The following is a 26,940-nucleotide window of genomic DNA, read 5'->3' on the forward strand; positions in this document are numbered from 1 at the left end:
CCGCCATTATCGCCCCAATACCGGACCGTGGGATCCCCATCGACCGGAGAACGGATAGGATCGGCACAGGCATCCGCCCGAAGGGACCCCGCCGTGGCCGTCTTCCTGAACACCATGCTGTTCGCCTTCCTGGCGCTCTTCCCCATCCTGAACCCGCCGGCCATGGCCCCGGTCTTCCTGCAGCTGACCGGCGGCGTGAAGGAGGCCCAGCGCAACCACCTGGCGGCGCTCATCGGCTTCTACACCTGGGCCTTCCTCTCTTCGCTGCTCATCATCGGGGGCTGGACGCTCAAGCTCCTGGGCATCTCCATCCCCGTCATCGCCATCGCGGGCGGACTGCTGCTCTTCCACAGCGCCTGGCGCATGCTCAACCGGGATCCCAAGCTGAGCGAATCCGACAAGGAGCAGCTGAAGACCTACCTGCTCGACAAGGCCTTCTTCCCTCTCACCATGCCCCTGACCGCCGGGCCGGGCGCCATCGCCGTGACCCTCAGCCTGGTGCCGCGGGGCCCCTCATGGCATCCGAAGACCCTGGCCAGCTTCCTCGCCACCAGCTGCGGCATCGCGCTGGCGGCCCTCACGGTCTTCCTGTTCTACCGCTACGGCACCAAGGCCATCCGCAAGCTGGGGCCTACCGGCGAGGCGACCCTGTCCCAGCTGTCGGCCTTCGTCCTGCTGGCCATCGGAGTCCAGATCGTCTGGAGCGGCCTGAGCGAGCTGATCCGCGGCCTATAGCTCCCGCGGGCCTCAGCGCCCGGGCTCGGCCAGGAAGCCGCCCACCCGGGTCAGGGCCTCCTCCAGCGTCGCGTAGGGCTGGAAGCTGAAGCCCGAACGGCGGATCCCCGTGAGCATCTTGCTGACGCGGACGCCCTCCCGGGCCAGGCAGAGCACCGGCTTGCCGCGCTCCAGGGCGTAGGCGATCTCGAAGCCCACGCCATGGGAGGGCGTGCTGACCTCCGCGATGACCGCGTCACAGCCGCGCAGCCAGGCGGTGTCCCGCTCGAAGACGGCCTCGGGCGCCAGTCCCCCGTCCGCGGCGGCCACCGACTCCGACGCGAGGTGCGCCGTCAGCACGCAGTGGCCCAGGGCCTGCAGGTGCGCCACCAGCGCCGCGTAGGCGGGCTGGTCCCGGCGACCGCCGGTCAGGGAACAGGAGAAGTAGAGGTCCACGGCGCTACTTCCCGGTCAGCTCTTGGACGAGATGCCCCGCATCCATGATCTTCTTCAGGGCCTCGAGGATGGCGCGGGCATCGGTGGCCACGGCGCGCTTGGTGTCGGCGTCGTAGATGTAGTAGCCGCCCTGCCCTTCGAACACGCTGTCGAAGTTGATGCCGACGAACTCGCCCTTGGCGTTCACCACGGGGCTGCCGCTGTTGCCGCCCACGGTGTCGCAGGCGTAGATGAAGTTGAAGGGGGTCGCGAGGTCCAGCTTCGACTGCCGCTTGAGCCAGCGCGGCGGCAGGGTCCAGGCACCCTCCTCGGCGGCCGCGGCGTTGCCGCCCCAGCCCAGATGCCGGTCATACATGCCCATATAGGTGGTGAAGGGCTGGGCCTTGGTGCCGGTCCCGTTGGCGTAGGTGGCCACGGGCCCGTAGCCCAGCCGCAGGGTGAAGGTGGCATCCGGGTAGAGCGTCTTCCCGAAGACCTTGAACCGGGCCTCGGCGATGCGCCCGCCGTGCTCGGTGAACACGCTGGTGACCTCGTCCTCCATCTGCTTGCGGACGGCGCGGTTGAAGGGATCCAGCCGCTTCGCCAGCAGGATCATGGGGTCGGTGCTGGCCTCGAGCGCGGCCTTGCCGCCTTCCGCGAGCTGCTTCCGCACGGCGGGATCCTCCAGCTTCGTACCTTCCACCGCGGCCTTGGCCACGGCCTCCGGGGTCTGGCCGCCCAGCATCGCCTTCACGAAGGGGTGCTCCGCACCGAGTTCCCGCGCGGCCTCCTGGAGGCCCGCGGCCAGCAGGGTCGCGTCGATGGGCTTCTGCACGGGGCGCGGCGACAGGAGCCGCGCCTTGGTGGCCTTGAGGTTGCCCTCGGTGAACTCGTTGAGGCGCTGGGCCGAGGGCTTGGCTTCCTCGTCGGCCAGCCGCACCAGCGTGAGCGCGTGGCCCAGCAGGGCCACCCGGCGGGCGTCGATGTAGGCGACCTCCTTGAGCAGGGCTTTCTGGCGGTCCACGGCCTGGGCGACGCGATCCCAACTGCCGCCCGCACGGGCCTGCAGCTCGGCGTCCTTCGCCACAGCCGCCTTCAGGGAGGCCTCGGCGTCTTCCACCTTGCGGAGGTTCTCGGCCTTGGCGAGGCCCAGCAGCTGGCCGCTGAGACGCTTGTAGCCATTCTCGATGCCGTAGATCGCTTCGGCGGCGAGGCGGTGCGCCTCGGGCGAAGTGGCCGAGAAGGCCTGCAGGGCCTTCTTCTGGCGCTCCAGGGTCCGGAGCTGGAAGGGGATGCCCGTGTCCCGCGCGTAGATCATCTGGGCGTGGGTCTGCTGGCGGAAGGTGGTGCCGGGGTGGCCCGAGATGAAGGTCAGCTCGCCCATGGCGGTGCCCTTCGCGCTGAAGGGCAGGATGGCCTCGGGCCGGTAGGGCCGCCCGTCCTCGTAGACGCGGAAGAGGGCGAAATCGAGGTTGTGGCGGGGGTAGGTGTAGTTGTCCGGATCCCCGCCGAAGGCCGCCACCTGCAGCTCGGGCGCGGCGACGAGACGCACATCGCTGAACTTCTTGTAGCGGTAGATCCAGTACTCGCCGCCCTGGTAGAGGGTGACGGGCTCGCAGGTGAAGCCGGTCTTCGCTTCCTCGGTCTTGCGGATCTCGCCCAGGGCGTTCCGCCGGGCCGTGAGGGCATCCTTGTCCGCCATGCCGGGTTTCACGGCGCCGTTCACCCGGGCCGTCACATCCCTCATGGAGACCAGCATCATCAGCTCGAGGCCCGGCACCTTGATCTCGTCGGCCCGGCGGGCGGCGGTGAAGCCGTCCTTCACCAGGTCGGCCTTCGCGTTCGACACCTGGGCGATGGCGCCCCGGCCCACATGGTGGTTCGTCACCACCAGACCGTCCTTGCTCACGAAGGCGCCTGTGCCCCCGGGGAAGCGCACCGTCGCCAGCTGCAGGTTCTTCAGCCAGGCGGCGTCCAGGTCCACGCCGTACTTCGCCTTGATCTTCTGGGTCGGGATGTTGTCGAAGGTCCACATGCCTTCGTCCGCGCGCAGGGCGGGCAGGGTGGCAAGGAGCAGGACGAGGGCGGAGAGGCGCATGGAGACTCCGAAAAAGGGGGCCCCGGGCGGGGCCCCCTGGCCTTCAGATCATCAGGTTACTTGCCGGTGAGCTCGGCCACGAGGCCCGTGGCGCCGTAGACCTTGTCCAGGGCGTGGACGATGGCGCGGGCATCCACAGACACGCCGCGGTTTACGGCCTCGTCGTAGAAGTAGTTGCCGGGCAGGCTCTCGATGTTGCCGTCGAAGATGAGGCCGACCAGCTCGCCCTTCTTGTCGATCACGGGGGAACCGGAGTTGCCGCCGATGATGTCGACCTTGTGGGCGAAGTTGAAGGGCAGCGAGGGGTTCAGCTCGCCGCGCTTGTCCACCCAGCGCTGGGGCAGGGTCCAGGCGCCTTCGTGCGCCTTGGCCGCATTGCCGCCCCAGCCATCGTAGCGGTCGAAGAGGCCGCCGAAGGTGGTGAAGGGCTGGATCAGCGTGCCGTTGCCCTTGTACTCCGCCACCGCGCCGTAGGAGAGACGCAGGGTGAAGGTCGCGTCGGGGTAGGTGTTCTTGCCGTAGGCGGCGAAGCGGGCCTTGGCGAGGCGGGTGCCGTGCTCGGTGATCACGCTCTGGACCTGCTCCTCCGCCTTCTTGCGCAGGCTCCGGGTCATGGGATCCAGCTTCTTCGCCAGGGCGATCATCGGATCCTGGCTCTCGGCGATGGCCTTCTTGCCGCCGGCCAGCAGGGCCTTGCGGGCCTCGGGATCGCTGAGCTTGGAGCCCTCCACCGCAGCCTTGGCCACCTCGGCGGCGGCCTTGCCGCCCAGCATGGCCTTCACATAGGGATGCTGGGCGCCCAGTTCTTTGGCGGCGTCCTCCAGTCCCTTGGTGAACATGAAGATCTCCTGCTCCTTGTAGAAGGGCGCGGGAACGCCGAGGCGGGCCTTGGCGGTCTTCAGGTTGGCGTCGCTGTACTCGGGCAGGCGCTTCTCGCTGGGCAGGGCCTCCTCGTCGGCGATGCGCACCAGGGTCAGGGCCTGGGCCAGCAGGGTGGAATTCGCCGTGCCGACATTCAGGGTCTCCTTGGCCAGCCCCTTGGCGATCTTGGTGGCCTGCTCGATCTTGGCCCAGCTCTGGCCCGCGTCGGCGGTGAGCTTGGCGTCCTTGGCCACCTTGGCGCGCAGGTCCTTCTCGGCGGCCTCGATGCGGGCCATGGCCTCCTTGTCCTTCAGGCCGGACCAGTAGCCCGTGGTGGCCTTGATGCTGTTCTCGATGCCGAAGATCTGGGTGTTGACCTGCCGCGCAGCTTCAGGCGAGGTCTTGGCGTACTCCACCATGGCGGCCTTGCGGCGCTCCATGGCCTTGAGGCGCATGGGGATGGCGAAGTCGCGGGAGTAGAGCATCTGGGCCAGGGTGTCCTGGCGGTTGGTGCGGCCCGGGTGGCCCGTCACGAAGGTGAGGTCGCCCGCCTTGAGGCCCTTTTCGGTCCACTTCAGGAAGTGGGAGGGGGCGTAGGGCTTGCCGTTCTCGTAGACGCGGAAGATGGAGAAGTCGAGGTTGTGGCGGGGGAAGGTGAAGTTGTCGGGATCGCCGCCGAAGAAGGCGATCTGCTGCTCGGGCGCGAAGACCAGACGGACATCCGTGTGCTTCTTGTAGCTGTAGATCCAGTGCTCGCCGCCCTGGTAGAGCGTCACATGCTCGCAGGTGAGGCCGCTCTTCTCCTGCATCTCCTTCTTGATCTTCTCGATCTCGGTCTCGCGGAGCTTCAGGGCCTGCTTCTCGGGCGTGCCCGCCTTCACCGTCTTGGCCAGCCGGTCGGTGATGTTGTCCATGGCCATGAGCGTCATCAGCTCCAGGCCCGGCACCTTGATCTCCTGCTCGCGGGAGGCGGCCGCGAAGCCGTTCTTCACATAGTCGGCCTCCTTGCTGCTCACGCGCTGGATCCAGCCGCGGCCCACATGGTGGTTGGTGAGCACCAGGCCGTCCTTGCTCACGAAGGAGCCGGAGCCGCCGGGAAAACGCAGGGACGAAAGGCGAACATGGTCCAGCCAGGCCTGGTCCGGGGCCCAGCCGTACTTCTCCGAGATCTTCTTGCTCGGCAGGTTGTCGAAGGTCCACATGCCTTCTTCGGCCCGGAGGGAAGAACCGGCCAGGGTGAGGGCCAGGAGGGTGAGGGCCAGGGAACGCGGATTCATGGGATCTCCCAAGTGCTGATGGAATGAGCCACCATCGTATCACTAAGTATCACCCGCCCCGCCTTTGACGACCTCACGGGCAAGTTACAATTTATCAACCCCTGTGTGTCCAGTAAGTTCCACTGCCATCTCTGGCCTAATTCCGTCATACTTGTGCCCTGGACATTCAATGACCCTCGCCCTGAACCGGATCCTCAAGCGCGCCTCGGCCGGCCTGATGCTGGCCTTGGCCCTGGTGTATCTGCTTCATTCGGCCGCGCATACTGCCGCCGCGGAAGTGGCGATCCCCGCCAACGGCGCGGCCGTGGTCCTGGAACTGGATCCCTTCGTCCTGGCCCAGGCCCAGAGCGGCGACGGCGTGGCCGGCTGCCACTTCTTCTGCAACCACGGCTGCCCGGTACCGCCCCTGCCCGACCAGCCCCGGCTGGCCGAGCCCAATTCCTCCCGCACCTACGCCCTGGCCCGGATCAGCCCGGCGCGTGGCGCCCACCTGCAGCCCCTCGAGGCTCCGCCCCGGATGCTCGCCTGACGCTCCGCTGATCGCCTTCCGCGAGGTCGACCGCTTCCTGCGGTGTCGGCCTTCCGGCGCGATCCCACCCCACCGGGCCCTGGTCCGGTGGCCTTCCGCGACGCCTGACGAGGAACCCATGATCCGTGCCCTGCTTTCGGGGGCCCTGGCCTGCACGCTGACCGCGCAGACCCAGGGGCCCGCATCCACCCCTCCCCTGACTTGGGAAACCCTGCTGGCCCGAGCCACCTCCGATCCCTCCCAGCTTCGCCTGGAGGCGGACCTGGCGGCCCGGCAGCGACAGCTGGCCGCCACCGGGGGTCTGCTGCGGGAGGGCCCCACCCTCACGGCCGAAACCGGCCGCCGCAGCGGCCCCGGCACCACCAGCACCGACAAGGTGGCCCAGGTGGACGCCCCCCTGCTGTTGGCCCCGACCCTTCGCGCCGGCGCCCGGGACACCCTCGTCCGCGCCGAGGGCTCCCTCCCGGCCCTGGCCCGGGCCGAAGCCCGGCATCGGCTGCGGCTGGCCTACCTCGACGCCTGGCTCGCGGAGGCCCAGCTGCGCCTCCGCCGGTCGCAGCTGAACCTCACGGAGACCTGGGTGCGGGTGGCCCAGGCCCGGGTGGATTCGGGGTCGGATCCCGCCTACCAGGCCGACCTGGTGCGTGGCGACCTGCTGCGACTCCGCGCCGAGCTGGGCGAAGCCCAGCGCCGGGCCAGCGAAGCCTGGGGCGCCCTGAGGGTCCTCGCCGACCTGCCGGCGGAGCCCTTGCCCCTGGCCGATCCCGGCATCCCGGCCCTGCCTGCCCCTGAAGGCTTGAGCGAGGCCTTCCAGCACAGCCTGGTGCGACGCGCCCAGGCGGACCGGACCGCGGCGGATCGCTCCGCCTTCGACCTGCAGCAAGCCCTCAAGGGCTCCCGCTGGAGCCTGCGGGGCAGCCACGCGTCCGAGGGCGAGGAGCGCATCACGCGCGTGGGCGTGGCCTTCCGCCTGCCCCGCCCCGGCGAACTCAGTGCCCAGAAGCGGGAGACCTCCGCGGGCCGCGGAGCCCTCGCCCGGGAGGCCGAAGCTGCCGCCTTCCAGCTGGAATCCCGCTTCCAGACCGCCCTGCTCCGCCTCCGCGCTTTCGGCGGGATCCTGCCGCCCCAAGGCTTCGACGCCGCCCTCCGGGCCGTGGATCTGCGGCTCCAGGAAGGCAAGGAGCGCCCCTCGGATGCCCTGCTGCTGCGGCGCCAGCTGCTGGAGGCCGACAGCGCCTCGCTGCAGCGCCTGCGGGATGGCCATGCCCTCGCCGCCGAACTCGACCTGCTGACCCTTGGAGATGCCCGATGACCGCCTTCCATCCGACCACCCGCCTCTTGCCCGTCCTGCTCACGGCGGGTGTCCTCCTGGGTCTCCAGGCCTGCAAGCCCAAGGCACCTGCCGAGGGAACCCCGCCCCAGTCCCAGGCGCCGGAGACCGACGCCGTGCCGTTGAAAAGCATCCAGGAAGGACTGCGCGTGGCGGAGGTCCCGGCCCCGTCCGTGCTGCAGGCGTGGTTTCCCGCGGAAGCCACCGGAGATGAGTCCGCCCGGGCCGTCCTCACCGCCCCGGTGAGCGGCATCGTGGCCTCGGCTCCGGCCGCGCCGGGGCGTCCCGTGGCCAAGGGGGCGCCCCTGGTGACCCTGCGCAGCCCGGAACTGGCCGAATTGAAATCCAAGTGGCTCATCGCCCAGGCCCGGCTGCGTCGAGCCCAGGCTGAGCTGGCCCGGGAGCAGCGCCTCGCCGCCGCCCAGGCCGGTGCGCGACGCGATCTGGACAACGCGGAAGCCGAACACGCCAGCGCCAGCGCCGAGGCGGAATCCGCCCGCATCGCCTTGCAGGCCCGGGGCGTCACCCCCGAACGGGCGGACGGCACCTTCGTCCTGCGCGCTCCCAGCGCCGGTACCGTATCAGCCTGGAAAGCCCAGCTGGGCCAGGGGGTGTCTGCCAACGAAGAACTCGGGACCTTCCAGTCAGCTTCGGCCTCGCTGGCGGTGGTGGAATTGCCGCCCCCGGCCCCCGGAGCTTGGAAGCTGGGCAGCCGCGCGGTCATCCGCGATGACCATCGGACCTGGCAGGGCGAAGTGGTGGGCCTGCCTTCCAGCATGGGCGACATGACCCACCGCCTGACCTACCGCCTGCGCCTCTCCGGCGCTCCCCTGCCGCTGCCCGGGACGCCCCTGGAAATCCAGGTGCCGTTGGGTCAGGGTGTGCTGCTCCCGTCCTTGGCCCTCCAGCAGGTGGAAGGCGTCTGGGGCGTGTTCCTCCAGGAGGGCGACCTGGCCCGCTTCCGCCCGGTGAAGCGCGGGCCCGATGCGGGCCGGGAGACCCTGGTTCTCGATGCCCTTCCCACCGGCGCCAAGGTCTTCACCGACGGGGCCTATCTGCTCAAGTCCAAGCTGATGCGCACCAAGTCTGGGGGCGGCGATGAGTAAGAATCCCCACACCCTTCTCACCCGCTGGTTCGCCTGGCTGCTGCCCAAGCAGGGCCTGGTCTACGGCGCCACGCTGCTGCTGGCCTGCACGGGCATCCTCACCTTCTTCAACCTCAAGCGCGACCTCATCCCCGATCTCTCCCTGCCCTCACTCCAGCTGCTCATCCAGAGCCCAGGGCGCGCCGCGGCGGAGCTGGAGCTCACCGTGGCCCAGCCCGTGGAACAGGCCGTGGGCGGCCTGCCCGGCGTGCGGCGGGTGGTCAGCACCGTGCAGGCGGGCCTGGTGCAGGTGGTCATCGCCTTTGAGGGCGACACGGATCCCTGGCGGTCCCGGCAGCTGGTGGGCGAGCGCATCTCCTCGCTCATGGGTGGTTTCCCGCCCGGCACCCTGCCGCCGCTGGTGACCAGCGCGGCGGGCCGCCTGCAGGAGATCCAGGAGCTGGTGCTCACGGGCCCCGGCGTGGGGCCCATGGCCCTGCGCGACCACGCCGTGAAGGGGATCGTCCCGCGGCTCCAGGCCGTTCCCGGAGTCGCGCGCGTGGAGGCCCTGGGCGGCGAAGCGAAGCAGATCCAGGTGCTATTGCGGCCCGACCGCATGCGGCTGCAGGGCGTGCCGCTGGGCAAGGCCATGGAGGCCCTCGAGGGCAGTGACCAGGACGGCGGGGCCGGCATCCTGGAGCTGCAGGACAAGGGCTGGTTCGTCACCCTGGGCAGCGCCGCGCCCAGCCCCGACGAGCTCCGGAGGCTGCCCATCCAGACCCAGCGCGGCACCGTGTACCTGGGTGAAGTGGCCGACATCCAGGTGGGCGCCGCCTTCCGCCGGGGACTCTCCACCTACCGCGGCGTCGAGGCCGTGTCCCTGCGCGTGGTCAAGCAACCCACGGCTGAGGCCCTGAGCACGGCGCAATCCGTGCGCGAGGCCCTGCCGGAGTTGCGCAAGGGCCTGCCCGAAGGCATGAAGCTGGAGATGTTCTATGACCAGGGCGAGTTCGTGCGCCATGCCCTCAGCGGCGTCACCCTGGCGCTGATGCTGGGCGGCGGCTTCGTGGGCCTGGTGCTCGTGGTGCTGCTGGGCAACTTCCGGGGCGCCCTGGTGGTGATCATCCTCCTGCCCCTCGCGACCCTCGGCGCGGCCCTGCCCCTCATGTGGATGGGCCTCGGCTTGAACGCCCTCACCCTCGGCGGGCTCGCCATCTCCGTGGGTCTGCTGGTGGACGCGGGGGTCATCATGGTCGAGAACCTCACCCACCGGCTGCACCAGGCTCATGCCGACAATCCGGCCAGCCGCCGGGCCACGCTGGTGGTGGCGGCCTCGGAGGTGGGGATCCCCATCCTCATCGCCGTGCTGGTGATCCTGGCGGTGTTCATCCCGCTGCTGGCCATCGGCGGCGTGGCCGGAAAGCTCTACGCCCCGCTCGCCGTGGCCGTGGGTTCCGCCATGACCCTCAGCCTCATCCTCAGCTTCACGCTGGTGCCCACGCTGGTGGAGCGCTTCCTGCCGCCGGGCACGGTGCTGGAGGAGCCGCGCTTCGTCACGCGGCTGAAGGAGGTCTACCGGCCGGCGCTGACCTGGGCCCTGAGCCACGGCGCCAAGCTGCTGGCCGTGGCGGGCACCTTGACCGCCGCGAGCATCGTGCTGGCCCTGGGTCTCGGCAGCAACTTCCTGCCGAGCCTCGATGAGGGCGCCTTCATCCTCACGCCGAACTTCCCAGCGGAAACCAGCCTGGAGGCCGTGGACCAGGGCAACCAGATGCTGGGCCGGCGCATCCGTCAGGTGCCCGGCGTGAAGGACTACTACCGGCGCACGGGTCGCGGCGATGTCACGGAGGACCCCATGCCGCACTACTCCAGCGACATCCTGGTGCTGCTCCAGTCCGGCGCGGATCCGAAGAAGGTCGAGGCCGCCCTCGGCGCCCTGGCCGAGGAGATGCCTTATCCCGTGGAACTCACCACGCCCATGAACATGAAGATCTCCGAAGGCCTTGGCGGCACTCCCGCCGATCTGCAGGTGAAGCTCTTCAACCCGGACATGGCGGCCCTGGAGGCCGCGGTGCCGGACCTGCGCAAGAAACTGGCGGAGCTGCCCGGGGTGAAATCCGTGGCCCCCGATACCGGCGGCCCCCTGCCCAAATGGCAGGTGAAGATCGATGACCGCGATCTGCGCCACCTCGGCGTGCCGCGGCCCCTGCTGCTCCAGACCCTGCAGGCCGCTCTCCAGGGCCTGGAGGCCGCGCCCCGCTACGACGGCCCCCAGCGCATCGGCCGCGTGGTGAGGTTCCAGATCCACGGAGATGTCACGCCGGAGCGGCTCCAGCGCCTGCCCCTGGTACTGGACGATGGGCGCGTGCTGGAGCTGGGCCAGGTGGTGACCTTCACGGAATCCACCACGCCGAGCATGATCCGTCGCGAATCCAGCCAGCGTCGACTCGCCCTGAACCTGCGAACCGAAGGCGACCTGGGCGGCGCGGCCAAGCGCGTGGACGCCCTGCTGGCTTCCCATCCGCTGCCCAAGGGCACGGTGGTGAAGCTGGGCGGGCGCATCGAGGAGGCCCGGGAAACCCAGCGCCGTCTGCTCATCGCCGTCGTCGTGGCGCTGGGCATCGTGGTGGGCCTCCTGTATGTGGCCCTCGGCCGCTGGTGGGAGGTGACCGTCGTGCTGGCCACCCTGCCCAACGCCTTTGCCGGAGGGCTCTTCAGCCTCTGGCTGGCGGGAGAGACCTGGAATGTCAGCTCCATCGTCGGCATGATCGGCCTCTTCGGCGTGGCCGTGCAGAACAGCCTGGTGCTGATCACCCAGACCAAGGATCTGTACGCCTCGGGGCTCTCCCTGCGCCAGTCGGTGCTGGAGGCCAGCCTGGGCCGCGTGCGGCCCAAGCTCATGACCGCCGGGGCGGCCATCCTCGGCCTGCTGCCCATGCTGCTGGGCTTCGGGGGCAGCGAACTGGAGCGGCCGCTCGCCATCGTGATGGTGGGGGGCCTCGTGACCTCCACCCTGTTCACGCTGCTGGTCCTTCCCGGCTTCTACGAGTGGATGGGCAAGCGCCGGGGACTGGAGGCCGCCCGGAACTAGGCAAGGGGTGTCCAAGGCACACTCTTGCATCAACTTGCCTTTGAAAAATAAAGCCGCAAGACGAGGGCGCCGAGATGGACATAGAGGTCACCTATGCCCTCCCGGCGCCCTTGGCACATGCTCGTCTGCGTAGCGATCTCGGTCGCCGCCTCGGCCGCGGAAGCCCAGGCGACCCCGAGCCTGCCCGTCGAACCCGCCAGGCCCCCGACCTGGCGGGAATCCCTGGATGCCGGCCGGGACCGCCTCGCCGAACGCCTGTCCGGCCTCAAGCTCTCAGCCTTCGGGGATGCGCTCGCGGCCCCCGACGACCAGGGGCGGCGCAGGCTGGAGGCGGGCGCCTTCGAACTGGACTTCGCCGGAGAGTTCCACGAGAGGGTGGACGCGGCTGCCGCCGTGGTCACCACCCGCGAGGCCACCAAGCTCCCGGTGGCCTTCCTGGACTTCCATCCCTTCGGCGGCACCATCGCGCCCCGCGGCCGACTCTGGGTGGAGAGGGGCTTCCACATCCAGGCCGGGCGCTTCGATGTGCCCTTCGGCAACGACTGGCAGTTCTTCGCCAGCAAGGACAGCGTGTCCATCTCGCGTCCGCTGACCACGGACGGCATCATGGATGGCGGCTACAACGACATCGGTCTGCGCGTCCTCGGCAACGACGGCACGGCCAACTTCAACGCCTTCATCCTGCGCGGCTTCGGCGATGGCCGGCTGGCGGGCGGCCGCCTGGGTTTCACGCCCTTCGGGAACCCCTTCTCCCTCCGGGCCGTGCGGGATCCCAAGTCCCTCGAGTTCGGGGTCTCCTGCCTCTATGACACCGGCGCCGACCGGAGGAAGCGGGAGATGGCCTGGGCGGCGGATGCGGAAGGCCGGGTGGGGCCCTGGTATCTGCGGGGCGAATATCTCCTCCGGCGCCAGGAGCCCGATGGGGGCAGCGAACGGATCACCCGCCGGGGCTGGCACCTGACGCAGGAATTCGTCTTCGCGGACCTGCCCGCGCCCACCACCCTGTTCCTGCGCTACGAGCGCATGGGCCAGCTGCCGGCGGATGGCCAGCCCGGTAGCGACCACGATGTGCGCGCCGCCGCGGGACTTTCCCTCACCCTCGCCGGCATCTTCCAGCTGAAGGCCGAGTGGCAGCACTTCCTCGAGGCCACCACGGCCACCCGGGACACCCCTGCCTTCAGCCCCAATGTCTGGCTGGCCCAGCTGGTGGTGGTGTTCTGATGCGTGGCCTCCGGCTGTCCGCCCTCCTCTGGAGCGTGGCCATCTTCGCCCAGGCGCCGGACGACATGCCGGGGCGGATGGCGCTGAAGGACCCGGCCACCTGCGCGCCCTGCCATCCCGAGGACGCCGCCGCCCGGTGGACCTCCCACCGCGAGCAGCCCTGTACCGCCTACTGCCACACCTGCCACCTGGCCGCGGACATGGCCAAGCACCACGCGGTGGACAGCCTGCTCCGCAAGTCCCTGAATGCGAAGCTGCCGCTCACCGCCGGCCACCGCACCGCCTGTTTCACCTGCCATACCCTGGCCCAGGCCCGCTACGACCGCGTCCGGTGGAAGGCCGAAAGCCTCTTCGGCCGGTTGTTCCGCCGGGAACCCCGCCAGAAAACCTACTTCCTCGTCACTCGCAACGATCGCGGGCAGCTCTGCCGCGCCTGCCATTGAGGTCTGCCATGAGCCAGGGCCGACAGCGCCGCATCATCCTCATCGACACCCGGTTCCAGCTCCGTCTGGCCGGGGCCTTCGTCCTGCTCCAGGTGGTGCTCACCGGGGCCTTCGCCTTCGGACTCTATGTCTTCATGGACAGCGAACTCCAGGCGGGCCTGGCTTCGGCCCACGCCGCCTACCGTTCCCTCGATCAGATGCTCCTGCCCCTGGTCCTCATCCTCGCGGGCTTCAGCCTGGCGCTCTCCACCACCCTGGTGACGGCCTTCGTGGTGATTCTGAGCCACCGCATCGCGGGCCCCCTCTATCGATTCCGCCTGGTCATGGAAGGCCTGGCCGAACGGCAGCTCGCGCCCCATGCCCGCATCCGGCCCGACGACCAGCTGGGTGTCCTGTCCGAGGCCACGGGCCGCGCCCTGGAGATCCTCCGGTCCGATCTGGCGACCCTGCGGACCGGCCTCGACCAGGCCCGGCAATCGGTGGCTGCGGGCGATCTTCCCTCGGCCGCCCGGGATCTCGCCGATCTGGACGCAACGCTTTCGCGGTGGTCTCTTGGCGATTCCGGCAGCCCCGAGTGATCCCGATCACTTCATGACCTTAAGGTATTGTTTTGTTCGATTTTGATACTCAATATCAAAATCATGAAACGATCATCCTCCTCCCCCCTCGCCCTCGTCCTGCTGCTCGGCGCCTTCTTGGGCCACGCCCTCGGCGCTCAGGAGCCCTCCCGCCCCACCCCCATCCAGGACAATTCCTTCCTCCTGGAGGAGGCCTACAACCAGGAGGCGGGCGTCATCCAGCACATCCAGACCTTCTCCCGGCTCCAGCGCAGCGGAGATTGGGTCTACACCTTCACGGAGGAGTGGCCCTGGGGCGGCCAGCGCCATCAGCTGAGCCTCACGGCCCCGCTGCAGCGGCTGGCCTCGTCGCCCGACGGCGGCCGCCGCGGCATGGGCGACCTCGCCCTGAACTACCGCTATCAGGCGCTGGGGGATGGCTCGTCGGTGGTGGCCTTTGCCCCGCGTCTTTCCGTCCTGCTGCCCACGGGCAACCACAACCAGGGGCGCGGCAACGGGAATCCCGGCCTTCAGGTCAATCTGCCCCTCAGCGTGGTGCTCGGCGATCAGTTCGTGACCCACATGAACCTGGGCTACACCTACACGCCCCACGCCAAGGACCTGCTCGGCCACCAGGCCGACATCGGCACCACGAACATCGGCCAGAGCTTCGTCTGGCTGGCCCGGCAGGATGTCAACCTGCTCCTGGAGTTCGCCTACACCAGCGGCGAGGTGGTGGCGGGCCCGGGGGTCCGCCAGCCCACCCAGAGCGCCTTCATCTCCCCCGGCATCCGCTGGGCCTACACCTTCCCCAGCGGCCTCCAGGTCGTGCCGGGCATCGCGGTGCCCATCGGCGTGGGCGCCAGTCGCGGCGAGAAGGCCATCTTCCTCTACTTGAGCTTCGAGCACCCCTTCACCAGAGGGAAATGACCCGGCCTCAGAATTTCCACTTCACCCGCGCCGCCAGGGTGCGGGGCGGGACGACATGGGTGCCGCCGAAGGTGCTGAGGAAGTTGTAGAGGCCCCGCTCGTCCGTGGCGTTCAGCAGGTCCAGGCCCATGGCCAGGCGCCGCCGCCCGGAGATGGCCCACTCCTTCCCCAGGCTCAGGTTCCAGGTGGTGCGCGGCTTGATCCGCCAGGTGCCCTCGGAGTCCTTCCGGACATACCCCGCGCCGAAGGCGTAGTCGGGATTCCCGTCGACCTGGACGGGATCGCTGGCCACCAGGCCCGAGTCGTAGCGGCCGATCACCTGCGCCGTGAGCCCCTCGTGCTCGTAGGTGAGACCTGCCTGGGCGCTCAGCTTCTGGTCGTGGTCGATGAGGAAGCGCTCGCCGGCCGCGGCCTCGGGCGCCTCCAGCTGGAGTCCGCCCACCAGGGGCGCCTGGAAGATGGCCCGGGTGCGGCCCAGGCTCAGGTAGGCCGACCAGCCCTTCACGGGCACCAGGTCCAGGCGCAGGTTCATGCCCCGGAAGATCCCCCGGTCGGCGCCCACCGGGAACAGCAGGCCGGTGTTGAGGAACTGGGCGTTGTCGCCCGCGTTGCGGCTCTGCTTCTCCCAGTACTCCACCATGAGGCGGCCGGCCTTGCCCAGCTGCTGCTCCACGCCGTAGCTGTACGAATGCTGGCGTTCAGGCCGCAGGGGCTGTCGGGGCGTGCCCGCGTAGGGCCCCAGGTCCCAGGCCTGCTGGGACAGCGACAGGGCCAGGTTCTCGTGCTCCCGCAGGATCATCAGGCGGTCATAGGAGGCGCGGAAGACGGTGCCCGTGGCGTCCACGCGGTAGCTCAGCCCCAGGCGGGGCTGCAGCAGGTTGTCGGAGAGGTCGGCCACGGTGTAGGTGTCGTGGCGGAGGCCCAGCGCCAGGAAGAACGAGCCCAGGTGGATGTCGTTCTGGAGGAAGGCCGAGGTCAGCGTGGGGCGCAGGCTCGCCTCGAAGCGGAACAGGTTCCCGCCGCCGGCGGGGGTGTAGGGGTACAGGGGATCCGAGGGGCCCGCGGCCTGGGCATCCTCGGTGAGGGCAAAGCTGAACCGTTCGTGGAGGGGGAAGGCTATGCGCTGGAGCCCCACCTTCAGCAGGTTCTCCTGGCCCCACCGCTGCGTGAAGGACACCTGGACGCCCAGGTTGTCCAGGCTGCGGTCCTGCTTCGCCCAGTACGGAACATCGCGGTGGCCGCCCGCCGTGAAGCCGTCGGCCAAGTCTTCGCTGGGCTTCAGCTCCGCCCGTGAGGCCCGGAAGAACAGGGAGGCATCCAGGCTCTGGCTCGCGCTGAACAGGTGGGCCCAGGCCAGGCTCGCATTGAAGTCCGAGGTGGCGGCGCGCTGATCCTGGCCCCGCAGTTGCTGGGAAGCCAGGTTGACCACCTCGCGGTCCGTCCGGCCCCCGGACAGCGAGAACCGCAGGGTGTCCCGGCTGCCGAGGATCCAGTCGAAGCGCGAGAAGAGCCGCCCGGTCTTCCCGTGGTTGTGCAGGTTCTCGAAGTTGACGGGGTCGAGGAACCGGTCGCTTTCGCTGGCGGCGGCACTCACGAACCAGCCGAAGGCGGCCTTCCCGCCCCGCCCATTGAACCCGGCTTCGGAAGTGTTGAAGCGCGAGACGCCGAAGGAGGCCTCACCCTCGAACCCATCCGGAGTGCCGAGCCCCGACTTGGTGGTGAGGTTCACCACCACCACGGGCTTGCCGCCGTACTCCGCCGAAATGCCGCCCGTGATGACCTCCATGCTCTCCACCTGGGAGGGATCCAGGCTGTTGCTGAAGGAGGCGTGCATCTGATCCGAGACGGGAATGCCGTCCACCACATAGGTCATCTGCCCGTGGCTGCCCCGGAAGTGGAAGCGGCCGTTCTCGTCGGCGATGAAGCCCGGGGTGGTGAGCAGGATGCTCTCCATGGCCCGGCTCTGCACGGCCGCCGGGGTGCGCTCGATGGTCGTCTTGTCGATGTCGATGTGGGTGCTGGGGTGATCCTCCACCAGCCGCAGGTTCTCCTCCACCACCACCACGGCGCCTTCGGGCTTGAGGCTCACGGTCACCTGGAGGGGCAGCTGGCTGTGGATGTCCACATCGAGGTGGCTGGGCATCAGACCCGTGGCCTGGGTGTCCAGGTGGTAGGTGTTGAAGGGCACATTCTGGAAGACGAAGGCCCCCCGGGCATCGCTACGCACCCGCTGCCGGTAGCCCGACACGGGATTGGCGAGGGTCAGGCTGGCCCCGGCCACGGCCCGGCCCTGGTCATCGGCCACCCGGCCCGACAGCTGGCCGCTGGTGGCCGCAGCGGCGAAAGCCGGTCCAGCGGCGAGAAGGGCGAGGAGGGCGGGGCCGAAGCAGCGGTGCGACACGAAGGGCATCTCCTAGATGAAATTATTTTCTAATTGAAGTCCGTGCGCCGTCAATGAAAGTTTTTTTCATTTATAGATCTAGACCCGCACTAAACCCCGGAGAATTAGGCGCGAAGATTAGATGCGTTCAGCCCCTTGGGGAGGCCTTTGACATGAAGCGGAAAAAGCTGTGGATCCTCGGTGGAGGTCTGGCGGTCGTCCTGATCGGCGGCCTGAGCCTCGCCGGCATGAGGGACAAGGGCATCGGCGTGCAGGTCGCCACCGTGGGCCGGGAGAACCTCCAGTCGAAGGTCAGCGCCAACGGCAAGGTCCAGGCCGTGACCAAGGCCGACATCTCCGCGAATGTCATGGGCCAAGTCACGCGACTCGCCGTCAAGGAGGGCGACCGGGTCAGCAAGGGCCAGTTCCTCATGGAAATCGACCCCCGCAGCGCCCGGGCCAATGCGGACGCCATGCAGGCCAACCTCCAGGCCACCCAGTCGGACCTGATCTCCACCACGGCGAACCTCGCCCAGGCCCGCTCGGATTTCGAGCGGGCGAAGGCCAATCGCACGGCGGGCATCATCTCGGCCGCCGACTTCGAGCGCGCCAAGACGGCCTTCGAGACCGCCCAGGCGGCCCAGGAGACCTCGCGCCGCCGCGCGGACCAGGCGAAGGCCAATGTGAACCAGTCCCATGTGGGCCTGGGGTATTCCACCATCTCCTCGCCTATGGACGGCGTGGTGACCGCCCGCCGGATCGAGCTGGGGGAGACCGCCGTCCCCGGCATCCAGAATCAGGCCGGCACCGTGCTGCTCACCGTCTCCGACATGAGCAAGGTCGAAGCGGAGATGGAAGTGGACGAAGCCTCCATCCCCAGCGTGAAGCTCGGCGAAGAGGCCCAGGTTCGCATCGACGCCTATCCCAACCAGACCTTCCAGGGCCAGGTCACGGAAGTGGGTGGCAGCCCCATCCTCAAGACCAGCACCAACGAGGCCACCAAGTTCAAGGTGAAGGTCTGGATCAAGAACCCCCCCCTCACCATCAAGCCCGGCCTCTCCGCCCAGGCCGACATCTTCACGGGCAGCCGCGAGCAGGCCCTGACCATCCCCTTCCAGGCCCTGGTCATGCGCGAGATCAAGCTCAAGCCCGGCGAGACCCACAAGCCCGGCGCCCCCAGGGAGGAGGAAGGCGTCTTCCTACAGGAAGGCGGCAAGGCCAAGTTCGTCCCCGTGAAGACGGGCCTCATGGGCGACCTGTCCGTGGAAGTGCTCTCCGGCCTCAAGGGCGGCGAGACGCTCATCACGGGGCCCAACCGCGCCCTCCGCGACCTGAAGGGCGGCGAGGCCGTCCGCGTGGAGAAGGCGAAGAAGAAGGAAGAGCCGAAGGCCTGAACATGATCCGGGGGGGCCGCCTGCTCGCGATGTCCCCCCGGACCCCCACCTTCTGGTCGGGCAGAGCCCGCCCATCGGTCTGACGGGACCATTCATGAACCTCACCGAACTCCTACGCTCCTCGCTGAGGGCGATCCGGGCGCACACCCTGCGCAGCTTCCTCACGCTGCTGGGCGTCATCATCGGCGTGGCCACCATCGTCGCCGTGGTGGGCGTGATCTCCGGCCTGAACACCTATGTGAAGGAGAAGATCATCGTCCTGGCGCCGGATGTGTTCATCGTGCAGAAGTTCGGCATCATCCGAAGCCGGAAGGAATTCCTGGACGCGGTCAAGCGCCCGCCCATCACCTGGGCGGAATACGAGAGGCTCTCCAGCGGCATGCTCAAGGAGGCCACCCAGGTCTCCGCCGCCACGGGCAACGCCATGCCCGTGAACTACGGCGAAAAGCGCCTGCCCGATGTCATCGTGATCGGCGCCACCGCCAACTTCGGCATCCTCTTCAACCTGGAGATGGAATCCGGCCGCTACTTCAGCGAGAGCGAGAACCAGGCGGCGCAGGCCGTGGCCGTCATCGGCGCGAACACCAAAGAAGAGCTGTTCCCCCACCTGGATCCCATCGGGCGCACGATCCTCATCCGCGGCCTCCCCTTCCGCATCATCGGCGTGATGCCCAAGCAGGGGCGCAGCATCGGCTTCAACCAGGACGGCCGCATCTACCTCCCGCTCCAGGTCTACCGGAAGAACTTCATGGCGGCCAACGAGACCCTGGAGCTGCACATCAAGGCCCGGGGCGGCGTGGAGGGGCTGGACGCCTCCATGGATGAAGTCCGGGCCATGTTCCGCGCCATGCGGCACACCAGCTTCCGCAACCCGGATCCCTTCGGCATCATCACCCAGGAGAGCCTGCAGCAGCTGTGGAAGACCATCAGCAGCGCCGCCTTCCTGTTGCTCATGCTCATCTCCAGCGTCAGCCTCGGCGTCGGCGGCATCGTGATCATGAACATCATGCTGGTGAGCGTGGTCGAGCGCACTCAGGAGATCGGCGTGCGCATGGCCCTGGGGGCCAGGAAGAAGGACATCCGCCGCCAGTTCCTGCTGGAGGCCGCGCTGCTGTCGGCGGCGGGAGGCGTCATCGGCGTGCTGGTGGGCGCCGCGGGTGCCTTCACCGTCCGGGCGCTGGCGGATTTCCCGGCCCAGATCACGCCGGGCATCGTCCTGACGGGCATCCTCCTCAGCACCCTGGTGGGCCTGGCTGCGGGCTTCCTGCCCGCCTACCGCGCCTCCAACCTCGTCGTCATCGACGCCATCCGCGCGGAGTAGCCATGAACAGGCGGAAGGCGGGATTCAGGGGCATCGGCACCGAGAACATGCGGTTCGCCCTCCGCGCCATGCTCTCCCAGAAGCTGCGCAGCTTCCTCACGCTGCTGGGCATCGTGGCGGGCGTGGCCACGGTCATCGCCATGGTGAGCTTCGTCTCGGGCTTCAACGCCGCCGTCACCGACAGCTTCAGCAGCTTCGGCACCACCCTGGTGCAGTTCCAGAAATACGAGCAGCGCTTTGGCGGCGGGGGCCCCCTGCCCGAGGACCAAAAGCGGCGGCGGAACCTGACCATCGAGGACGCCGAGGCCCTCAAGCTCACGGCCACCCTGGCGGCGGCGGTCTCCCAGGAACGCTACCTCTTCGGCCCCGCGGGCGCCGCGCTCACCATCAAGACGCCCGAGGGCACCGAGGCCAACGGCCCCACCTTCGTGGGTACCAACCCCGACTATGCACCCGCCAACAACAGCTTCGTCCAGGACGGCCGCTTCCTCGTGGATGCGGATGTGTCGCACGCGTCCCGCACCTGCGTGCTGGGCCCGGAAACCGCCTCCGCCCTCTTCGGGCGCAAGGATCCCATCGGCCGCACCGTCCTCGTGAACGGCACTGCCTTCAGCGTCGTGGGCCTGCTGGAGAAGAAGGGCAGCTTCCTGGGCGGCGACGCGGACAACATCCTGATCATCCCCATCAGCACCTTCGACGACATGTTCCCCCAGATCAAGAATGGCACCGGCGACACCATCCACATCGCCACCGTACCCAAGGATCCGAAGCGCATGTACGACATGATGGACCAGGAAGTGGCCATCCTGCGGGTCCGCCGCGGGCTGAGGGCCAACCAGCCCAACGACTTCGCCATCTTCACCAGCGAGGCGCAGCTGAAGACCTTCCAGCAGATCACCGGGGGCATCGCCGGGGCCATGATCGTCATCGCCGCCATCGCCCTGTTGGTGGGGGGCGTGGGCGTCATGAACATCATGCTCGTGAGCGTCACCGAGCGCACCCGGGAGATCGGCGTCCGCAAGGCCCTGGGCGCCACCCGCCGCGACATCGCCATGCAGTTCCTGGTGGAGGCCATCAGCCTCACGGGCGTGGGCGGGGCCGTGGGCATCGCCGCGGGGCTGGGCATCGCCATGCTCGTGCGCCTCGTCTTCGAGTTCCCCGCCGCCGCCCCCCTCTGGAGCATCGTCCTCGGCTTCGGCGTCAGCACGGCCATCGGGCTGATCTTCGGGCTGTGGCCCGCCCTCAAGGCTGCGAAGCAGGATCCCATCGAGGCCCTCCGCTACGAATAGGCCACCCCCTCGCCCGGGGGCCAACGCCTGATCGCTCGACTTTGTCTCACGCACGGCGATCCCGATCCGGCCAGAATGGGGGCATGGACGCCCAAGAATTCCGCCGCCTCGGTTATCAGCTCGTGGACTGGATCGCGGACTACCGCGAAGGCCTGGAGCGCCTGCCGGTCATGAGCCAGGTGAAGCCCGGCGAGATCCGGGCCGCCTTCCCGGATCACCCGCCCCAGCATGGGGGCCGCATGGCCCAGGCCCTGGCGGCCCTGGACCGGGATGTGATGCCGGGCATCACCCACTGGAACCATCCCTCCTTCTTCGCCTACTTCCCCAGCAACACCAGCTACAGCTCGATCCTCGGCGACCTCGCGGCGTCGGGCATCGGCGCCCAGGGCATGAGCTGGCAGACCAGTCCCGCGGCCACCGAGGTCGAAGAGGTCGTCATGGACTGGCTGCGTCAGATGGTGGGGCTGGGCCCCGATTTCACCGGCGTCATCCACGACACCGCCAGCACCGCCACCTTCACCGCCCTGCTCTGCGCCCGGGAGAAAGCCTCGGACTACGCCCAGGACACCGAGGGGCTGCAGAGCGGCGAATCGCCCCTGGTGATCTACGCCACCGACCAGGGCCACAGCTCCATCGAAAAGGCCGCCCTGCTCGCCGGCTTCGGCCGCAGCTTCCTGCGTCTCATCCCCACCGACGACCAGCACGCCATCCGCATGGACTTGCTGCAGGCCGCCATCGAGAAGGATCTGGAGATCGGCCTGCGGCCTTGCGCCCTCGTCGCGGCGGTCGGCACCACGGGCACCACGGCCCTTGATCCGGTGGTGGCCATGGCGGACCTCGCCGAGAAGCACGGCCTGTGGCTCCATGTGGACGCGGCCCTGGCGGGCACGGCCATGGTGCTGCCCGAATGCCGCTGGATGTGGGCGGGCATCGAGCGGGCCGACAGCCTGGTGTTCAACCCCCACAAGTGGATGGGCGTGGGCTTCGACCTCAGCGCCTACTTCGTGCGCGATCCCCAGCACCTCATCCGCGTGATGAGCACCAACCCCAGCTACCTGCGCACGGCCCAGGACGGCCAGGTGAGCAACTTCCGGGATTGGCACATCCAGCTCGGCCGCCGCTTCCGGGCTCTCAAGCTCTGGTTCTACCTCATGGATGTGGGCGTGGAGGGCCTGCAGGCCCGCCTGCGACGCGACCTCGAGAATGCCCAGTGGCTGAAGGCGCAGGTGGACGCAGCCCCGGACTGGGAGCGCCTGGCACCCGTGCCCCTGCAGACCGTCTGCGTCCGCCACCTCAAGCCTGGGCTCGATGAACCCGGTCTCGCCGCCCACAACCTCGACATCGCCCGCCGCATCAACGATGGCGGCAAGGCCTATCTCACGCCCTCCCTGCTCAAGGGAACGCAGATCCTCCGCGTGAGCATCGGCGCCGAAACCACCGAACGGCGGCATGTCGAGGCCCTGTGGGAGGCCTTGAGGCACGCGGCGCTGGAGGCCTGAACCCAACGGGGAAGGCCCATCGCCAAAGTGATGCAAACATCGGCAACCTAGACGAACCGTCAAAATTCGAACCTTTTCGATTGCCTTTGCGACATTTGCCGTTCTCAGCCGTCCGAGTGAACTGTTATCCTTGAAGAAAGCTTGTCGTCCTTGCGATTCCGCGAGGACGACCTTTTCGTATCGGCCTGCCTGCATTCCGCCCTGGAGGTCCCGTGTCCGTGCCCCTGCTCTCTCCCGAGAAGCCTGCCTTCGCTGTACCTGAAGGGAACCTCGTCCCCGTGAGCGACCACCTGGGGCGGCTGCTGGCCATTCCACCTTCCCGCATGTTCCTCATCAACAAGTCGCTGAAGGTGTTCCAGGAGAAGCAGCCCGGCGTGCCGGTCTTCGACGCCAGCCAGGGCGACGGCGGGTCCTCCCTGCCGGGCGTGCCCGAAGCCCTGCTGGATCGCGCCTTCGAGCTGCAGAAGCAGCACGGCACGGCCTACGACATGCCCTTCGGCACCGAGGCGTACCGCAAGAGCGTGGCCGAGGCCTACTGGAAGCTGGCGCCGGACACAGGGTGGGGTCCGGCCAATGTCATCGGCACGCAGGGCGGCCGCGACGGCCTGCAGAAGGCCTACCAGGCCATGCTGGCCCTGGGCCACGGCCGCCAGGGCGATGTGGTCGTGGTGAGCCGCGTGCCCTGGATCAGCTACAACTGGGGGCCGTACGGCATCGGCGCCAATGTCATGTGGGCCCCGGGCCGCGCCGAGGAGGGCTGGGCCTACTCGGAAGAAGGCCTCCGCGCCTGTGTGACGGAAGCGGCTGCGCAGGGCCGCAAGGTGGCGGGCCTGGTCATCACCAGCCCTGACAATCCCACTGGACAGACCCTCACGCTGGCGCGCCAGATCGAGCTGGCCCGCGCGGCGCTGGAAGCGGGCGTGGCCTTCGTGCTCTTCGACTGGATGTACCACGCCGTGGGCGACGGCGAGCCCTACGATGTGAATGTGCTGTTGCGGGCCTTCGAGCCCGCGCTCCGCAAGCGGCTCATGGTGCTGGACGGCATCACCAAGAGCCTGGGCGGTTCGAACATCCGCAACTGCCATCTGCTGGCGGACGCCGAGGTGGTGAAGACCATCGTGGCCCAGGCCTCGCACACGGTGATCCCCTCCTTCTTCAGTCTGGCAGTGGCCATGGCCGCCTACGAGAAGGGCTTTGCCGCCGCCAGCGCGCCCATCGCCGGTCCCACCCGCGCCAGCCGCGCCTGGCTGCGCGAGTTCCTGAAGGCCCAAGGGCTCACCCACATCATCGGGCAGGGCTATTACGCCTTCATCAAGGTGGCCGAGGTTCTGAAGGCCAGAGGCTGGGCCGATTCGGAACCCATGGGCCAGCACCTCGCCGAGAACCATGGCGTGGCCGTTGTGCCCGGGGCCTTCTTCAGCCCCTACGGCGCCGAGTGGATCCGCTTCTCCTACGCCACGCCCCCCGAACGCACCCAGGGCGCCGCCGAGCGGCTCGTCGCGGCCCTCAAGTCCCTTCAGAGCTGAATCCATTCACCGCCAAGGCACCAGGAACTGACTTCTCTGGCTGATTGATCTGGAGCACCTGTGTTCGACCTGAACGCCTTCGTCGAGAAGTTCCAGCTGGCCCGGCAGACGGCGCTGGAGACCCGCCCCACCGGCGGGCTCTGCGGCCTGGAGCTGGAGTGGAACCTGGTCGATCCCCAGTTCCGTCCGCTGCTCACCGTGGGCACCGGTCCCGACCGCATGTCCTTCGTGGACCACCTTCGCACGAAGGTGCTGTCGCCCTGGACGGAGGAGTATCACCAGCTGGAGGTCTTCCACTGGATGATCGAGTGGGTGACCCGGCCCTACCACACGCCCAAGGGCGCCGTGTACGAAGGCCGCCTTCTGGAGGCCGCCCTCATCAACGCCCTGGCCAAGGCGGGCCGGACCTTCGGTGAGCCCCTCCACTACTGGCACGGCAACCTGCTCGTGCTGCCCGAGATCGGCCCCGACTGCGTGCCCATGTCCTGGCACCTGGCCAAGCGCCGCTACCTCCAGCGGTGCGTCGAGCTGTACGGCACCGAGCTGGCCACGGCGGGCACCCACTCCAACCTGAGCCTGCCCGAGCCCATGCTGGCCTGGGACTTCATGCACCTGCCCGCCTCCGAGCGCGGCGACCGCCACCTGGACGACTACAAGAACCAGGTCTACATCACTGGCACCCGCCTCATGCGGGCCTTCGCCGCGCTCTTCATCGCCGCCAGCGCCAGCACGCCGCTGCAGGCTTCATTGGAGGACGGCAAGCCCGTGGTGCGGCTCACGCCCTTCGAATCCGTGCGCAACCTGACCTTCCCGAATCCGCCCGCCCTGGATGTGCCGGATCTCAACCGCAGCCACTCCGACTACCTGCGCCTGTCCTACGACCTGGTGCGGCGCGGCGTGCGTTTCGGCAACAACAACTGGATCCCCGTGCGCGCCCGCTCGCAGGCCGAGCCCGTGGAGCGCCTCATCCAGGTCACCAGCGACCAGCTGCACGACATCTACGCCCGCGGCCTCTTCGCCGCCGGGGAAACGAGGAATGTGGAGGACATGGCGGCCCAGATCGAACGCCAGAACCTCTTCGCCCGCATCGACCTGCCCATGGCCCGCGTGGAGGTACGCACGGACGACCCCGGCCATGAGCTGGCCCTGGATGTGGCCAACCTCACCCTGAAGCACCTGCTGCTGCTCCGCTTCTACGCGGATCCCGACTTCGCCCGCGGCTTCCGCTACGACGCGGAGGACATCAAGCGGGCCCGCCGCAACGAGGAGCTGGCCGCCCGGGAGGGCCTCCGCGCGGTCATCGAGGATCCCCTCACGGCCAAGCCCATCGCCCTGCACGCCTTCCTGGACTGGACGCTGCAGCAGCTGCGGCCCATGGCCGAAGCCCTGGGCATGTGGGGCGACCTCCAGCCCCTGCGCGACCTGGCCGCCGGCGCGCCCAGCACCGCCGAGAAGATCCGCCAGCGGCTGAAGGCGAAGCTGGGCGGCTCGGACATCGTGCCGCCCTCACTGCTCGTGGAGCTGGCCGAGGCCCGGAAGACCCAGGTGCACGACGATGTGGAGACCATCACCGCCCACATCGCCGACCTGGGCGGCGAGGAAGGGAAGCTCCGGGACTTCCTGGAACGGGCCCGCGACGAGGTGCACCTCGATCCCCAGGCGCCCGTGCGCTTCCGGCCCCGGCGCGAAACCCTGATCGATGCGGACTATCCCGACAAGGCGACGGAGGTCCTGGCCCTGTCCCAGCGCCTGGTGCGCATCCCCAGCGTCACGGCCTGTCCCGAGGAGCGGCTCCCGGAAGTCCACCGCGCCGCCACCTTCATCTACGACTACCTGCAGAACCATGGCGTGCCCGTGCGCACCTTCGACCAGGGGCCCTTCCCCGCCATCCTGGCCCACTTCCCCGGGGGCGAGCAGGCCCCGGCCATGCTGTGCGGCCACTTCGATGTGGTGGAGCCGGAACCCGACGACAGCCAGTTCGAGCCCCGCATCGAAGGCGACTACCTCTGGGGTCGCGGCGCGGCGGACATGAAGACCGTGGTGTCCACCTACCTCGTGTGGATGAAGGACACCCTCAAGAAGGGCGCCCCCTACCCGCCCGTGAACCTGCTGCTGGTGGGCAACGAGGAGAACGGCGAGCTGGAGCCCATGGGCACGCCCCATGTGCTGAAGCTGCTGAAGGAGGAATCGGGCTATGAACCGGCCTTCTTCGTGGCGGGCGAGCGCACCGGCGAGAAGGGCACCGAACTGTGGGGCGAGGTCTGCACCCAGAACCGCGGGGTTCTGCGCTTCGAGCTCATCGCCCACGGCACCCGCGGTCACAGCGGCTTGGCGGGGGGGAGCGACCTCACGGAGCGCCTGCTGGGCGCCCGCGAAGCCCTGCGCGAGCTGTTCGCGAAGCACCTGACGCTGAAGTCGGCCGACGGTTGGCAGTCCCTCGCCCGCTTCGCCTACATCCAGGTGGGCACGCCCGGCATCTACAACATCACGCCGGACCGCGGCTCGCTCGGCGCGGAGATCCGCCCCATCCCGCAGGACGATGTGTCCCGGCTGCGCGCCGACATCGAGGCCCTGGCCGCCGACCTGCAGCTGGAGTTCCTGCCCTCGGCCTGGGAGCCCGGCATGGCCTGCCACCCCGAGAATCCCCACCTGAAGGCACTGCTGGCGGGCATCACAGCGGCGGGTGGTGAGGTGCGCCTGGGCCGCAAGGGCGCAGGGACCTCCGCCCGCTTCGCCCCCGGCGGTCAGGGCGTGGTTTGGGGGCAGACCGGCATCGGTCCCCACGCCGCCGGCGAGCGCCACTACATCCCCAGCATCGACCCCTACTACCGCGCGCTGGAGGCTTTCGCGGCGCAGCTGAAGGCCTGACCCGAGGTAGATCCTGGGATCGTGCCGAAAATCACTGTCAAAACACCTTCATGGGTCCACCATTAGGACTGGGCTTCAGGACTGAACGATCC

19 protein-coding genes are annotated in these 26,940 nt (G+C 68.8%); 15 read left to right on the plus strand and 4 right to left on the minus strand.

Features of this window, described 5'->3' with window-relative positions; all coding sequences use genetic code 11:
• Positions 1-93 precede the first annotated feature (93 nt).
• On the plus strand, positions 94-735 hold the full coding sequence (locus tag QUD34_RS10730) for a MarC family protein (protein ID WP_286353697.1): 642 nt from the start codon (positions 94-96) through the stop codon (positions 733-735).
• Between the two features lie 12 nt (positions 736-747).
• Here the strand turns inward: QUD34_RS10730 and QUD34_RS10735 are convergent, their stop codons facing one another.
• From QUD34_RS10735 to QUD34_RS10745, 3 genes are read right to left on the minus strand one after another with little or no spacing between them, the layout of a single operon-like run.
• Positions 748-1,170, minus strand: coding sequence for a nucleoside 2-deoxyribosyltransferase (locus QUD34_RS10735; RefSeq protein WP_286353698.1), 423 nt, complete (start codon positions 1,168-1,170; stop codon positions 748-750).
• A gap of 4 nt (positions 1,171-1,174) precedes the next feature.
• Positions 1,175-3,247 carry a S46 family peptidase gene (locus tag QUD34_RS10740; RefSeq protein WP_286353699.1) on the minus strand — a complete coding sequence of 691 codons (2,073 nt, stop codon included), beginning with the start codon at positions 3,245-3,247 and terminating at the stop codon, positions 1,175-1,177.
• Between the two features lie 56 nt (positions 3,248-3,303).
• Positions 3,304-5,385, minus strand: a complete 2,082-nt coding sequence (locus QUD34_RS10745) for a S46 family peptidase (protein ID WP_286353700.1) — start codon at positions 5,383-5,385, stop codon at positions 3,304-3,306.
• A 169-nt stretch (positions 5,386-5,554) separates the two neighbouring features.
• On the opposite strand from QUD34_RS10745, the gene QUD34_RS10750 reads away from it, so the two are divergent.
• The 8 genes from QUD34_RS10750 (at position 5,555) to QUD34_RS10785 (ending at position 14,571) form a co-directional block, all read left to right on the plus strand.
• The gene (locus QUD34_RS10750) at positions 5,555-5,914 is read left to right on the plus strand and encodes a hypothetical protein (protein WP_286353701.1); all 360 of its coding nucleotides are present in this window, start codon (positions 5,555-5,557) and stop codon (positions 5,912-5,914) included.
• Positions 5,915-6,032: 118 nt separating this feature from the next.
• Positions 6,033-7,226, plus strand: coding sequence for a TolC family protein (locus QUD34_RS10755; RefSeq protein WP_286353702.1), 1,194 nt, complete (start codon positions 6,033-6,035; stop codon positions 7,224-7,226).
• Positions 7,223-8,350: an efflux RND transporter periplasmic adaptor subunit gene (locus tag QUD34_RS10760; RefSeq protein WP_286353703.1), complete on the plus strand. Its 1,128-nt coding sequence runs from the start codon at positions 7,223-7,225 to the stop codon at positions 8,348-8,350. The genes QUD34_RS10755 and QUD34_RS10760 overlap by 4 nt, the downstream gene beginning before the upstream one ends.
• Positions 8,343-11,420 (plus strand): efflux RND transporter permease subunit, encoded by a 3,078-nt coding sequence (locus tag QUD34_RS10765; protein WP_286353704.1) that lies wholly within the window; start codon positions 8,343-8,345, stop codon positions 11,418-11,420. Before QUD34_RS10760 ends, QUD34_RS10765 begins: the two co-directional genes overlap by 8 nt.
• A 117-nt stretch (positions 11,421-11,537) precedes the next feature.
• On the plus strand, positions 11,538-12,641 hold the full coding sequence (locus QUD34_RS10770) for a putative porin (protein ID WP_286353705.1): 1,104 nt from the start codon (positions 11,538-11,540) through the stop codon (positions 12,639-12,641).
• Positions 12,641-13,084 carry a hypothetical protein gene (locus QUD34_RS10775; protein WP_286353706.1) on the plus strand — a complete coding sequence of 148 codons (444 nt, stop codon included), beginning with the start codon at positions 12,641-12,643 and terminating at the stop codon, positions 13,082-13,084. The genes QUD34_RS10770 and QUD34_RS10775 overlap by 1 nt, the downstream gene beginning before the upstream one ends.
• 8 nt (positions 13,085-13,092) lie before the next feature.
• Positions 13,093-13,662, plus strand: a complete 570-nt coding sequence (locus QUD34_RS10780; protein WP_286353707.1) for a hypothetical protein — start codon at positions 13,093-13,095, stop codon at positions 13,660-13,662.
• A gap of 63 nt (positions 13,663-13,725) precedes the next feature.
• Positions 13,726-14,571 (plus strand): transporter, encoded by an 846-nt coding sequence (locus QUD34_RS10785; RefSeq protein WP_286353708.1) that lies wholly within the window; start codon positions 13,726-13,728, stop codon positions 14,569-14,571.
• A gap of 7 nt (positions 14,572-14,578) precedes the next feature.
• Here the strand turns inward: QUD34_RS10785 and QUD34_RS10790 are convergent, their stop codons facing one another.
• The gene (locus tag QUD34_RS10790) at positions 14,579-16,972 is read right to left on the minus strand and encodes a TonB-dependent receptor (RefSeq protein WP_286353709.1); all 2,394 of its coding nucleotides are present in this window, start codon (positions 16,970-16,972) and stop codon (positions 14,579-14,581) included.
• Between the two features lie 152 nt (positions 16,973-17,124).
• On the opposite strand from QUD34_RS10790, the gene QUD34_RS10795 reads away from it, so the two are divergent.
• The 6 genes from QUD34_RS10795 (at position 17,125) to QUD34_RS10820 (ending at position 26,848) form a co-directional block, all read left to right on the plus strand.
• Complete coding sequence (locus tag QUD34_RS10795) at positions 17,125-18,345, plus strand: efflux RND transporter periplasmic adaptor subunit (protein ID WP_286353710.1); 1,221 nt, start codon at positions 17,125-17,127, stop codon at positions 18,343-18,345.
• 94 nt (positions 18,346-18,439) lie between these two features.
• The gene (locus QUD34_RS10800; protein WP_286353711.1) at positions 18,440-19,666 is read left to right on the plus strand and encodes an ABC transporter permease; all 1,227 of its coding nucleotides are present in this window, start codon (positions 18,440-18,442) and stop codon (positions 19,664-19,666) included.
• Between the two features lie 2 nt (positions 19,667-19,668).
• Entirely contained in the window at positions 19,669-20,955 is a 1,287-nt protein-coding gene (locus tag QUD34_RS10805; protein ID WP_286353712.1) for an ABC transporter permease, read from the plus strand.
• An 83-nt stretch (positions 20,956-21,038) separates the two neighbouring features.
• The gene (locus QUD34_RS10810; protein ID WP_286353713.1) at positions 21,039-22,454 is read left to right on the plus strand and encodes a pyridoxal phosphate-dependent decarboxylase family protein; all 1,416 of its coding nucleotides are present in this window, start codon (positions 21,039-21,041) and stop codon (positions 22,452-22,454) included.
• 212 nt (positions 22,455-22,666) lie between these two features.
• A complete protein-coding gene (locus QUD34_RS10815; protein WP_286353714.1) occupies positions 22,667-23,980 on the plus strand; it encodes an aminotransferase class I/II-fold pyridoxal phosphate-dependent enzyme in 1,314 nt (437 codons plus the stop codon).
• 60 nt (positions 23,981-24,040) lie between these two features.
• The gene (locus QUD34_RS10820) at positions 24,041-26,848 is read left to right on the plus strand and encodes a M20/M25/M40 family metallo-hydrolase (RefSeq protein WP_286353715.1); all 2,808 of its coding nucleotides are present in this window, start codon (positions 24,041-24,043) and stop codon (positions 26,846-26,848) included.
• Positions 26,849-26,940: the final 92 nt, after the last annotated feature.

This window comes from Geothrix oryzae (assembly GCF_030295385.1).
Taxonomy (GTDB): Bacteria; Acidobacteriota; Holophagae; order Holophagales; family Holophagaceae; genus Geothrix; species Geothrix oryzae.

Excerpts from the sequence above, each read along its gene's own strand:
- QUD34_RS10800 (WP_286353711.1), top strand. The coding sequence starts at position 18,440 with ATGAACCTCACCGAACTCCTACGCTCCTCGCTGAGGGCGATCCGGGCG.
- QUD34_RS10745 (WP_286353700.1), bottom strand. The coding sequence starts at position 5,385 with ATGAATCCGCGTTCCCTGGCCCTCACCCTCCTGGCCCTCACCCTGGCC.
- QUD34_RS10760 (WP_286353703.1), top strand. The coding sequence starts at position 7,223 with ATGACCGCCTTCCATCCGACCACCCGCCTCTTGCCCGTCCTGCTCACG.
- QUD34_RS10780 (WP_286353707.1), top strand. The coding sequence starts at position 13,093 with ATGAGCCAGGGCCGACAGCGCCGCATCATCCTCATCGACACCCGGTTC.
- QUD34_RS10810 (WP_286353713.1), top strand. The coding sequence starts at position 21,039 with ATGGACGCCCAAGAATTCCGCCGCCTCGGTTATCAGCTCGTGGACTGG.
- QUD34_RS10795 (WP_286353710.1), top strand. The coding sequence starts at position 17,125 with ATGAAGCGGAAAAAGCTGTGGATCCTCGGTGGAGGTCTGGCGGTCGTC.
- QUD34_RS10740 (WP_286353699.1), bottom strand. The coding sequence starts at position 3,247 with ATGCGCCTCTCCGCCCTCGTCCTGCTCCTTGCCACCCTGCCCGCCCTG.
- QUD34_RS10755 (WP_286353702.1), top strand. The coding sequence starts at position 6,033 with ATGATCCGTGCCCTGCTTTCGGGGGCCCTGGCCTGCACGCTGACCGCG.
- QUD34_RS10765 (WP_286353704.1), top strand. The coding sequence starts at position 8,343 with ATGAGTAAGAATCCCCACACCCTTCTCACCCGCTGGTTCGCCTGGCTG.
- QUD34_RS10775 (WP_286353706.1), top strand. The coding sequence starts at position 12,641 with ATGCGTGGCCTCCGGCTGTCCGCCCTCCTCTGGAGCGTGGCCATCTTC.
- QUD34_RS10785 (WP_286353708.1), top strand. The coding sequence starts at position 13,726 with ATGAAACGATCATCCTCCTCCCCCCTCGCCCTCGTCCTGCTGCTCGGC.
- QUD34_RS10770 (WP_286353705.1), top strand. The coding sequence starts at position 11,538 with ATGCTCGTCTGCGTAGCGATCTCGGTCGCCGCCTCGGCCGCGGAAGCC.
- QUD34_RS10805 (WP_286353712.1), top strand. The coding sequence starts at position 19,669 with ATGAACAGGCGGAAGGCGGGATTCAGGGGCATCGGCACCGAGAACATG.
- QUD34_RS10750 (WP_286353701.1), top strand. The coding sequence starts at position 5,555 with ATGACCCTCGCCCTGAACCGGATCCTCAAGCGCGCCTCGGCCGGCCTG.